This is a genomic window from Phaeobacter sp. B1627 (assembly GCF_006265095.1).
In the GTDB taxonomy this organism is placed as follows: domain Bacteria; phylum Pseudomonadota; class Alphaproteobacteria; order Rhodobacterales; family Rhodobacteraceae; genus Epibacterium.
The window spans coordinates 70,839-82,023 of record NZ_VCNK01000028.1; the positions used below are offsets into that span (position 1 = coordinate 70,839).

The 11,185-nt window shown below is 61.3% G+C and carries 11 protein-coding genes; 4 read left to right on the top strand and 7 right to left on the bottom strand.

Going from position 1 to position 11,185, the window contains the following annotated elements:
* Positions 1-903, top strand: coding sequence for a lysophospholipid acyltransferase family protein (locus FGE21_RS15205; RefSeq protein WP_176695454.1), 903 nt, complete (start codon positions 1-3; stop codon positions 901-903).
* A 181-nt stretch (positions 904-1,084) separates the two neighbouring features.
* Here the strand turns inward: FGE21_RS15205 and FGE21_RS15210 are convergent, their stop codons facing one another.
* Entirely contained in the window at positions 1,085-1,960 is an 876-nt protein-coding gene (locus tag FGE21_RS15210; protein ID WP_139664276.1) for a 3-hydroxybutyryl-CoA dehydrogenase, read from the bottom strand.
* 156 nt (positions 1,961-2,116) lie between these two features.
* Here FGE21_RS15210 and FGE21_RS15215 point away from each other — a divergent pair, with 156 nt between their 5' ends.
* Positions 2,117-2,941: a DUF6473 family protein gene (locus tag FGE21_RS15215; RefSeq protein WP_176695455.1), complete on the top strand. Its 825-nt coding sequence runs from the start codon at positions 2,117-2,119 to the stop codon at positions 2,939-2,941.
* Between the two features lie 302 nt (positions 2,942-3,243).
* On the opposite strand, the gene FGE21_RS15220 is transcribed toward FGE21_RS15215, so the two are convergent.
* The 6 genes from FGE21_RS15220 to FGE21_RS15245 form a co-directional block, all read right to left on the bottom strand.
* Positions 3,244-4,173 (bottom strand): electron transfer flavoprotein subunit alpha/FixB family protein, encoded by a 930-nt coding sequence (locus FGE21_RS15220; RefSeq protein ID WP_139664278.1) that lies wholly within the window; start codon positions 4,171-4,173, stop codon positions 3,244-3,246.
* Positions 4,173-4,931 (bottom strand): electron transfer flavoprotein subunit beta/FixA family protein, encoded by a 759-nt coding sequence (locus FGE21_RS15225; protein ID WP_139664279.1) that lies wholly within the window; start codon positions 4,929-4,931, stop codon positions 4,173-4,175. Before FGE21_RS15225 ends, FGE21_RS15220 begins: the two co-directional genes overlap by 1 nt.
* Before the next feature lie 275 nt (positions 4,932-5,206).
* Entirely contained in the window at positions 5,207-5,779 is a 573-nt protein-coding gene (locus FGE21_RS15230; protein WP_139664280.1) for a cob(I)yrinic acid a,c-diamide adenosyltransferase, read from the bottom strand.
* Between the two features lie 3 nt (positions 5,780-5,782).
* Positions 5,783-5,986, bottom strand: a complete 204-nt coding sequence (locus FGE21_RS15235; protein WP_139664281.1) for a twin transmembrane helix small protein — start codon at positions 5,984-5,986, stop codon at positions 5,783-5,785.
* Positions 5,987-6,058: 72 nt separating this feature from the next.
* Positions 6,059-6,889, bottom strand: coding sequence for an SDR family NAD(P)-dependent oxidoreductase (locus FGE21_RS15240; RefSeq protein ID WP_139664282.1), 831 nt, complete (start codon positions 6,887-6,889; stop codon positions 6,059-6,061).
* A gap of 31 nt (positions 6,890-6,920) precedes the next feature.
* Positions 6,921-7,571, bottom strand: a complete 651-nt coding sequence (locus tag FGE21_RS15245; protein ID WP_139664283.1) for an SH3 domain-containing protein — start codon at positions 7,569-7,571, stop codon at positions 6,921-6,923.
* 347 nt (positions 7,572-7,918) lie between these two features.
* Here FGE21_RS15245 and parC point away from each other — a divergent pair, with 347 nt between their 5' ends.
* Both parC and FGE21_RS15255 read left to right on the top strand, forming a co-directional pair.
* The gene (gene parC / locus FGE21_RS15250; RefSeq protein ID WP_139664284.1) at positions 7,919-10,267 is read left to right on the top strand and encodes a DNA topoisomerase IV subunit A; all 2,349 of its coding nucleotides are present in this window, start codon (positions 7,919-7,921) and stop codon (positions 10,265-10,267) included.
* Between the two features lie 185 nt (positions 10,268-10,452).
* Positions 10,453-11,049 (top strand): hypothetical protein, encoded by a 597-nt coding sequence (locus FGE21_RS15255; protein ID WP_139664285.1) that lies wholly within the window; start codon positions 10,453-10,455, stop codon positions 11,047-11,049.
* Positions 11,050-11,185: the final 136 nt, after the last annotated feature.

The following is an 11,185-nucleotide window of genomic DNA, read 5'->3' on the forward strand; positions in this document are numbered from 1 at the left end:
GTGGCAGACACCGCGCATAACAACAATTCGGGTCTCACGCCGCGCGCGTCGCAGACGCCGTCGACGGGCGAGGTTTATGATCGCCGAACCCTGACCTATGCCAATTCCTTTGACGACCGCTGGACCTCTCTGGCGATCCGGACCCTGGAATGGCTCACGGGCAAGTTCACGATTCTGCGGATGGTGGCCAAATTCGAGAAAACGAATGCCGATCACCGTGGCAATAAATTCTGGCGCGGCGCCCTGGACGTGATGGGCATTAAGCTGCAGACCCCCGAAGAGCAAATCAACCGTATTCCCGAAACAGGACCGGTCGTGGTGGTGGCAAATCACCCGCACGGCATGGTGGACGGGATGATTTTTGCCGACCTGATCGGGCGGCGTCGGCTTGATTACCGGATCCTGACGCGCTCGGTCCTGACCGGGCTGGATGAGGCGGCGACCTCCTTCATGATCCCGGTTCCGTTTCCGCATGATCCCGACGCTCAGCGCAAGATGGTGGAAATGCGGGCAAAAGCGATGGCGCATCTGAAGGAGGGGGGGGTCGTGGCCTTGTTCCCCTCAGGCGTGGTGATGTCATCCGACAGCTGGTTCGGCTCGCCGGTGGAGCGGGAGTGGAACGTCTTTACCGCGCAGCTGATCCGCCGATCCGGCGCGCAGGTGGTGCCGATGTTCTTTCCGGGCCGCAATTCGCGCGCCTATCAGATCGCCTGCCGCGTATCGCCAATCCTGCGTCAGGGGTTGTTGCTGCATGAGATCGTGCGCTCCTGCAACAAACCGCAGAACCCAGTCGTGGGGCACCCGCTGACCGCGGAGCAGATGGAACGGCTGCACACGGATCCCCGCGGGTTTATGGCTTGGCTTCGCGAGTATACTCTGGGACTTGGCAAGTCTGACCGCTGAGATGCGCGGTCGAGAGCGACAAGAGCGACAGCTGAGACCCACCGATCAGACATCGCTCAGAGCCACGGTTGAGACCGACCGTCTCTAGACCCACAGATGGGTAAGGCCCGCTGGGAAGGGGCGCCCCGCCTGCGGGAGCCGTTTCAGGCGGATGCGCAGGAGGGCTTCAAGGCCGGTTCGCCTAGCGGGTTGGGATCGGCTCGTCGCCGCGGTAGTCGTAAAAACCCCGTTGCGTCTTGCGTCCCAGCCAGCCGGCCTCGACATATTTGGTCAGCAGCGGGCAGGGACGGTATTTGGTATCCGCCAACCCGTCATGCAAGACGTTCATGATTGCCAGACAGGTGTCGAGGCCAATGAAATCGGCCAGTTCCAGCGGGCCCATGGGGTGATTGGCGCCAAGTTTCATCGACTCGTCGATGGACCGCACGGAGCCGACGCCTTCATAGAGGGTGTAGACGGCCTCGTTGATCATGGGCATCAGGATGCGATTGACGATGAAGGCGGGGAAATCTTCGGCGCTGGCGGATGTCTTGCCAAGTTTTTCCACCACGGCCTGACAGGTCTTGAATGTGTCCTCGTCGGTGGCAATGCCCCGGATCAGCTCGACCAATTGCATCACGGGCACGGGATTCATGAAGTGGAACCCCATGAACCGCTCGGGCCTGTCGGTGCGGCTGGCCAGCCTGGTGATGGAAATCGACGAGGTATTCGACGTGAGAATCGTATGGGGCTGCAGGTGAGGCAGCAAATCCTCAAAAATTGCTTGTTTTACGGTTTCACGTTCGGTGGCCGCTTCGATCACTAGGTCGGTTTTGCCCACATCAGCCAGGGACAGGGTGGTCGAAATCCGCCCCATGGCGGCGGTCACTTCGTCGTCCGAAATCTTGCCCCGGCTGGCCTGACGGACAAGGTTTTTTTCAATCAGAGACAGCGCGTTGTCGAGAGATTGCTGACTTATGTCATTGAGAACAACATGGAATCCGGACAGTGCCATGACGTGGGCAATCCCGTTCCCCATCTGACCTGCACCGATTACCCCGACTTGTTTCACGTCCATGATGGTTGGCCTTTCATTGTGCCTGCGGCGGGATACTACCGGCTTCGCGGTCGCAGAAACAAGCCGATAGGAGGAGTTTTCAGCAAAATTGCTGATTAGCAGTTTGGAAAGATTCCGACGCCAATATGGCACTTGGGTGAAAAAGTGGTGGAAGAAATGAGTTATGAACTCAAAAGCGTCGACGCATTTGTCGGCGAGCTGTGCAGCTACGGCGATTCCAGGCTACGGGTCCGGGGACCTGCTCGCGAATTACGGGATCCCTATATCAGTTTCATGGGAAGTACCGAAGTGTTTGGCCGCTTTGTCGAGCGGCCCTTTCCGCAAGGTGCGGAAAATCAGGTTGGGCTTTCCTGCATCAATCTGGGTGGAGTCAATGCGGGGGTGGATACATTCCTGCAGGACGATTCCCTGCTGGAGATCGCCGCACGAGGGGAGCTGACGGTATTGCAGGTAATGGGGGCGCAAAACCTGACCAATAGTTTCTACAAGGTCCATCCGCGCCGGAATGACCGGTTCCTTCGGGCCTATGATGCTTTGTCTCACCTGTTTCCCGAGGTCGATTTCACCGACTTTCATTTCAACAAACATTTGCTGAACTCCCTGCGGGCGGTGTCGGGCGAGCGGTTCGACCGTCTGCGGAGGGATCTTCAGGCCACCTGGTCCACACGCATGACCCGTCTGATCGCTGCGTTGGACGGGCGTGTGGTGCTTTTGTGGTTGCGATACGACGTTGGCACGGCGGTCTCGCTCGGGGCTTCGCCAACGCTGGTGACCGAGGCCATGATCGACGGGCTGCGGCCGCGCGTTGCGGGTGTGATCGAACTGGAAGTGTCGACTGCGGAACAGGCAGAGGACATCACGGGCATGATTTTCGGTCCGATGGAGCTGCCCACAGCCCGGCTCATGCTGGGGCCCAAGGAACACGACCGGATCGCGGATGCGGTGGCGGCGCGATTGCTGAAATTCATGGCTGCGGCCTGACGCCCGGCCTCTTCCCCCGCGCGCTCAGTCAGTCTCGCACAATCTCCTCGTACTGCCTCGCCGCCTGGCGGAGGCCCCGCGTGCGCTTGCGGGGGCGCCCTCTGGCCGCCGCGCCAGCGCCTCGTCGCGTAGCGACTATGGGCCAGGAAATGGGTCAGAAGAAAATGGGCAGACGTAAACCGGGCCAGACGTAGAATGAGCCAAACGTAAAACGGGTCGGAGGTATACGGCGCCGGACGGAAAAAAGGCCCACGCAGCGCGGGGACCTTTCTCGATTTCAAACGGTCCGAGCCCTTTCGGGATCAGCCGAGTTTCTCGGTCAGCTCGGGCACGGCCTGGAACAGATCCGCGACCAGACCAAAGTCGGCAACCTGGAAGATCGGCGCTTCTTCGTCCTTGTTGATCGCGACGATGATCTTGGAGTCTTTCATCCCGGCGAGGTGCTGGATCGCACCGGAGATGCCAACCGCGACATAGAGGTTCGGCGCCACGACCTTGCCGGTCTGACCCACCTGCCAGTCATTCGGAGCAAACCCGGAATCGACGGCGGCACGGGAGGCCCCAACCGCCGCGCCCAGCTTGTCCGCCAGCGCTTCGATGATTTTGAAATCCTCTTCGGAACCGACACCACGGCCACCGGACACAACCACACCCGCAGAGGTCAGCTCCGGGCGGTCGCTCTCGGCAACTTTATCCTCGACCCAGGAGGACAGACCGGGATTGTCAACGGCACCGATGCTGTCGACAGCGGCCGAGCCGCCTTCGCCCGCCGCGTCAAACGTGGATGTCCGGAAGGAGATCACTTTTGTCGCGTCGGCGGATTTGACGACCTGGATTGCATTGCCGGCATAGATCGGACGTTCGAAGGTATCGGCGTCAACCACTGCGGTCACATCGGAGAGGACCATGACATCCAGAAGGGCTGCCACGCGGGGCAGGATGTTCTTGGCATCGGTGGTCGCAGGCGCCACGATGTGGCTGTAGTCTGATGCCAGCGAGACGATCAGGGCAGCGGTCGGTTCCGCCAGACGGTGCCCGAGGCTTTCATCCTCGGCAACCAGGACCTTGGTCACTCCGGCGATCTTGGCAGCGGCCTCACCCGCCGCAGCAGCAGAGGCACCGGCGCAGAGAACGGTCACATCGCCCAAAGGTTGAGCGGCAGAGATGGCCTTGGCGGTGGCGTCGAAGGCCAGCTCACCATTGGTGACTTCGGCAAGGAGAAGAACAGCCATTATACAGCCCCCACTTCTTTGAGTTTCGCAACCAGCTCGTCCACGGATCCGACAATGATGCCGGCGGCGCGGGCATCGGGCTCTTTGGTTTCGACCACGGTCAGCCGTGGCGTGACGTCGACGCCGTAATCGGCGGCGGTCTTTTTATCGAGCGGTTTCTTCTTTGCCTTCATGATGTTCGGCAGCGATGCGTAGCGTGGCTCGTTCAGGCGCAGGTCGACGGTGACGATGGTTGGCATTTTGACCGAAATCGTCTGCAGGCCGCCGTCTACCTCGCGCGTGACCTTCGCGGTGTCGCCTTCGATATCCAGCTCGGAGGCAAAGGTCGCCTGGGACCAGCCAAGCAGAGCCGACAGCATCTGGCCGGTGGCGTTCATGTCATTGTCGATCGCCTGCTTGCCAGCCAGCACGAGGCCGGGCTGTTCTTCTTCGACGACCTTGGCAAGGATCTTGGCAACCGCGAGCGGCTCGATGTCGGTGTGGACATCGTCGGCAGCGACGACCAAAATCGCGCGGTCGGCACCCATGGCCAGCGCGGTGCGCAGGGTTTCCTGAGCTTTTTCAACGCCGATGGAGACGGCGATGACCTCTTCCGCCTTACCCGCTTCCTTGAGGCGGATGGCCTGTTCGACGGCAATCTCGTCGAATGGGTTCATCGACATTTTAACGTTGGCGAGATCAACACCGCTGCCGTCCGCATTCACGCGAACCTTCACGTTGTAGTCAATCACGCGTTTGACAGGTACGAGTACCTTCATTTGACGTTTCTCCTTAACAATCGGGTCCCGCCCGCGCGGGCCCCATGAGTGCTCTCGGGGTGTTGATACCGGCTCGATGAGAGCGGCAACAGAGTAAAATCGTCACGTTTTGGCTCCGGGACGTCGCGTTTGCGAAAAGAGCGTTGTTTTTCGTTGCGGAACTTTTCGGTATCTGCCGCTGAAACAGCACCCTGAAACGCGTCGGCCTGCGTCAATGAGGTGGATGTTTGCGGAAACATTGACGAATCGTCTGGTCGTTGCACCGCATCGGTCGCTCAGAGATTGGCCCCCGGAACCCAGAGCACATCGTCCCTGCCGCCGTCATTGGCGACGCGGGAGGCGACGAAAAACCAATCGGATAGCCGGTTGAGGTAGATCAGAACCGCTTCGTTCACGTCTTCCACCGTGGCCAGCTCCGTCGTGAGCCGCTCGGCACGGCGCGCCACCGTCCGGCAGACGTGCAGATGCGCCGCCAATGCGCCGCCTCCGGGCAAAACGAAGCTGCGCAGGGGCTTCAGATCCTTGTTCATGGCGTCAATCTCGGCCTCGAGCCGATCCACGTGGCTCGGGGAGATGCGCAGCGGCGGATATTCGGCTTCGGCGTCCAGATGCATGTCCGGACGGCAGAGGTCGGCACCCAGATCAAACAGATCGTTCTGGATCCGGGCCAGGGCCGCATCCATATCTCCGCTCGCCGCCAGCCGGGCAACGCCCACCTGTGCGTTCAGCTCGTCCGAGGTGCCATAGGCCGTGACGCGGGCGGAATGTTTCGCCACCCGCGTGCCATTGCCAAGCGCCGTGTCGCCCTTGTCGCCGGTGCGGGTGTAGATCTTGTTCAGGACCACCATGGGTTAATTTCCTCCTCCCGAGAAATAGACAAAGGCCACCATCAGCACGACGGCGAGGAATTGGAAGAAAATGCGCAACCGCATCATCTTGTTGCCGTTCCTGCGGTTGAAATCGCCGCCGACACCAAAGCCGCCGATGCCGATTGCCAGCGCCGCGACCACCGCGGCCATGGCGAGAATGCCCAATATATAGAGTGGAGAGCCCATCGTCTGTCTGGTCCTTTGTTGTGCTGCCACCTGCGGCGCGCATGTGCTGCGGCTGTTCGGGCCGTGATGCGTCTATCTATAGCGCAGGAGAATGCGGTCAATTGTCCGGGTGCCGAGAATTCGGCGCAGGGTGCCTGCGATATAGGTCGGAGTGGTGACGTAATAGCGAGGGCGGGGGCGCTTTGATTGCAGCGCGTGGGCAAGTTTTTGTGCCACGGCCGAGGGCGGAAGTTCAAAGGGGTCCGGGCCGTTTGAGGCATAGAGCCGCTTCAGCAGGCTGTCCTGATAGAGGGCGCGAAGCGGGGAGGATTGCCAGTCGATGTGTTTCTCAAAGTGGGGAATGGAGTTTTGTCGGATATTCGATGTCACCGGCCCCGGTTCGATCAGGCTGACATGGATGCCTGTGCCGCTGAGTTCCAGCCGCAGCGTATCGGTGAGCCCTTCGAGGGCGAATTTGGTGGCGGCGTAGGCCCCGCGCCACGGGTAGGATACCAGCCCCAGCACCGAGGAATTCTGCACGATGCGCCCGTGACCCTGCGCCCGCATGACCGGGATGACCTGCCGGGTCAGCTCATGCCAGCCAAAGAAATTGACCTCGAAAATCTCGCGCAGACCCTCGGTCGGCAGATCCTCGACCGCGCCGGGCAACCCATGTGCGCCATTGTTGAAGAGCCCGTCCAGGGTCCCGCCGGTGGCTGCCAGAACCTCTTTGAGGCCGTCGCGGATGCTTGCAGGGTCGCTGTAGTCGATGCGGGGGCTATCAAAGCCTGCGGCCTGCATCTTGTCGCAGTCCGCCTGACTGCGGCAGGAGGCGAAAACGCGCCATCCGCAGGCCCGCATATGATGGGCGGCCGCCTGGCCGATGCCGGACGAACAGCCGGTAATCAGAAGTGTCTTGGTCATCTGGATCCCCGAGAAAGCCTCCGGAACCGAGTTATGACCCTTTCGCGCTGAGCAGGGAAGCGGCAATCCAGCCGACATCACCGGTGCGCGGATTTTCCAGCAAAGCCCAGCCGGAGGGATCTTCGTTCAGAACCCTGACCTGATCGCCGGCCAAAAGCTGGGTCATCACCGGAAATTGGGTGCTCGGGCCGAGGCGGATATTGGCCCGGGACGCGCGAATGCGACGGACATCGCCCTTGGGTTCGGGGGTGGCGAGGTTGACAATGGGGGTGGTCGCCGGTTCCGCCGTAATGGCGCTCAGCCCGCCTTCGAGGGCGCCGATCTGCAGACCATTCGCCTTGAAGGTCAGCAGTGCGGTGTCCGCCGAGGTCGGCGACTGTGGCTGGGCGACGCGGATTGCGGCCGGGGTCGGCACCTCGGCCGTGGCGGTCGGCTGTGGCGCGCTTGTCGGGGTGAGCCCGGTGATCGGAGAGGAGCCGTAGCGGGTCAGAACCGGCGTGGCCGAGGTGGTTTCAACCGGCGTTCCGATGATCCGGTCGCGCGGCAGCGGTGCAATTTCCCGGGCTTCGGCGAGGTCGGCAGCAGCGACCGGAGGCTCGGGCGGGGTGAAATCGGCGCCGCCGCTAAGCTCATAGAAGCCGAGCGCCAACCCAGCAAAAGACACAATCAAAAACCGCGACATTGCGCGCACTCCTCAAATATCACCGAACCACTCACCAATGCAAAACAACGCTTCCCGCCGCCTGAGGGCCCGTATCTTCCATGTTGCATCCACCATTCCCGTAAAGAACACGTGAGTCGGGTGAATGTTCCGCAAAAAATCGCGGGAATCGCCTGTTCGTTGCCCAATACTGCACGATTCTGGTGCCCCGCCGAGGGGAGAGCCGGCGCAATCCTCCCCCGAAAGACCCATTTGCTGGCCGCATGTGGCGTTCCGAGAAGGGCACGGCAGACACGACGTACCTTTGATCTGTTGAAAACCGTTGAAGGCCGCTTGCCGCCCGGCGAGGGGAACAGTATCAGGATTTCATGACCGATATGGCAGATGACCCCACTCCCCCCGACGCGCCGCAAAATGGCGAAATTCTGGAACCGCTGCGCCGCGCGATTGGTGAGCGGTATCTGACCTATGCGCTGAGCACGATCATGCACCGTGCCCTGCCGGATGCCCGTGACGGGCTGAAGCCGGTGCACCGACGCATTCTCTACGCGATGAGCAGGCTGCGTCTGTCCTCGACCGGTGGCTTCCTGAAATCGGCAAAGATCTCGGGCGATACGATGGGGGATTTCCACCCCCACGGAGACGCTGCGATCTATGATGCGATGGCGCGTCTGGCGCAGGATTTCAACGTCCGCTACCCGCTGGTGGACGGGCAGGGCAACTTCGGCAACGTCGACGGCGACAATCCGGCGGCCTCGCGCTACACCGAAGCGCGCATGACCTTCATCGCCGAAGCGATGCTGGACGGGCTGGCCGAGGATGCGGTTGATTTTCGCGACAACTATGACGGTCGCCTGCAGGAGCCGGCGGTTCTGCCTGCGACCTTTCCCAATATTCTGGCCAACGGCTCGTCTGGCATTGCGGTGGGGATGGCGACAAATATCCCGCCCCACAACATTGCAGAGCTGATTGACGCCTGTGTGCATCTGATCAAATCGCCGAATGCGGCGGATGACACGCTGTTGCAATATGTGCCGGGTCCGGATTTTCCGACCGGCGGCGTGATCGTCGAGCCACCGGAGAGCATTGCCCAGTCCTATCGCACCGGGCGCGGGTCGTTCCGGCTGCGGGCCACCCATGAGGTGGAGGATCTGGGCCGGGGCCAGTGGCAGATCGTCGTCACCGAGATCCCCTATCAGGTCCAGAAATCAAAGCTGATCGAAAAAATCGCGGAGCTGATCCAGACCAAGAAGGTGCCGATTCTTGCCGATGTGCGCGATGAAAGCGCCGAGGATATCCGGATCATTCTGGAACCCAAGTCCAAGAATGTGGACCCGGACGTCCTGATGGGGATGATGTATCGCAATTCCGATCTGGAAGTGCGGTTCTCGCTCAATATGAACGTGCTGATCGACGGCGTGACGCCCAAGGTCTGTTCCATGAAAGAGGTGCTGCGCGCCTTTCTGGACCACCGGCGCGACGTGCTGGGGCGCCGGTCGCGGCACCGGATGGCCAAGATCGATCACCGGTTGGAGGTGCTCGACGGGTTCATCATCGCGTTTTTGAACCTCGACCGGGTGATTGACATCATTCGCTATGACGAGGATCCCAAGGCGGCGCTGATGCGTGAACAATGGGATATAGATCACAGGCGTGCCCTGACCGAGGCGGATTATGTGACCCCGGCCGCCGGTGTCGGTGAGCTGTCAGAGGTGCAGGCCGAAGCGATCCTCAACATGCGTCTGCGGTCGCTGCGCAAGCTCGAAGAGATCGAGCTGGTGCGCGAACGGGATGCGCTGCGGGCGGAACGCGCCGGGCTGGAGGAGCTGCTGGGATCGGAAGACCTGCAGTGGAAGAAGATCACGGAACAGCTCCGGGACACCAAGAAGCAATTCGGCAAGGATTACGAGGGCGGCGCCCGACGCACCCGCTTTGCCGAGGCGGGCGAGGTCGAGGAGGTGCCGCTGGAGGCGATGATCGACCGTGAGCCGATTACCGTGGTCTGCAGCCAGATGGGCTGGGTCCGGGCGATGACCGGCCATATCGACCTGACCCGCGAGTTGAAATTCAAGGATGGCGACGGGCCGCGGTTCGTTTTTCATGCTGAGACCACCGACCGGCTGCTGGCGTTTGGCTCCAACGGGCGCTTCTACACGATTTCGGCGGCGAACCTGCCCGGTGGGCGCGGCATGGGAGAGCCGCTGCGTCTGATGGTGGACCTGCCCAACGAGGTGGAGCTGGTGGACCTCTTCATCCACAATCCCGAGGGGCGGCTTCTGGTGGCGTCGGATGCGGGCAACGGGTTTGTCTGCGCCGAGAAGGAAATCGTGGCCCAGACCCGTGGCGGCAAACAGGTGCTGAACGTCAAGGGCGATGAACGGGCCCGGATCTGTATCCCGGTGACGGGCGATCATGTTGCCGTGGTGTCGGAAAACGGCAAATTCCTCGTGTTCTCGATCGAGGAAATGCCCGAGCTGACCCGTGGCAAGGGGGTGCGGCTGCAGAAATACCAGATGGCGCGGGGCCGTCAGGGCGCGTTGGAGCTGGATGGCGGCCTGTCGGATGTCACCACCTTCAATTGGGATGAGGGCCTGCAGTGGGAAATGGGCGGCGGCAAAACCCGCCACGAGACCGACCTTGGCCAGTGGCTTGGCAAACGGGCCGGCGTGGGCAAACGCCCCCCCTATGGGTTCCCCAAGGACTACAAATTCAAATAGCGGCAGTTTCCTGCCCGGACCCCGTCTGAACATGTGGCCCCTGCGCAACCGCGCGGGGGTTCGCCGTTGTGCGGGTTTACCCCGGGCAAAGACCCGGTTTATCACTTGACGGCCCAACCTGGCGACCCGACTTGATACCCCGACTTGGCTGCCAATTCTTGTTCCGACTGAAAAAGAGAGACTTCATGATCCGCACGTTTGCCCTGGTGGCCCTGACAGTTCTGGTGACGGCCTGTACCGCGCCGACCCCCGACGATGACCTGCGTGATCTGGGCGCGTTCAGCCTCGGCCACAATATCGTTGTGGCGCCCAAAGTGCAGAAGGTTCCGGGATCGCGCCCGGTCGAGCCTCAGGAATGGGTCGATCTGCTGACCAATGAAGTGGGCGCCCGGTTCTCTCGCTACGAGGGAGAAAAGCTCTATCATTTCGGGATCAGTGTCGAAGGGTTCTTTGTGGCGCCCGGTGGGGTGCCGCTGATCCTCAGTCCCAAATCGGTTCTGGCCGTCAAGGTGACCGTCTGGGACGATGCGGAGAACAAGAAACTGAATGCCGAGCCAGAGACCTTTACCGTGTTTGAAACCACCTCGGGCGAAAGCTTCCTGCTGGGCTCGGGCAATTCCCGCACCCGCGAGGAACAGATGATGGGCCTGGCGCGCAACGCCGTGCGCGAGATCGAGATCTGGATGGCAGAGCAGCATGCGGAGAACGGCTGGTTTGACCGAGAGGGCAATGCGACGCCAGGGTCCGCCGCCATTGCAGCCACGCCTGAGGTCGGCGAATAACCCGTTTGTCAAGAACGAACCGCTTGATTTTTGCGCGCAAACCAAATAAGCCGCGCGCGCAGAGGAAACCCGGGTCCGACAAGACCCCCCAATTGTCAAAAGGCGCCTAAGCAATGGCTAAGGAAAAGTTTGAACG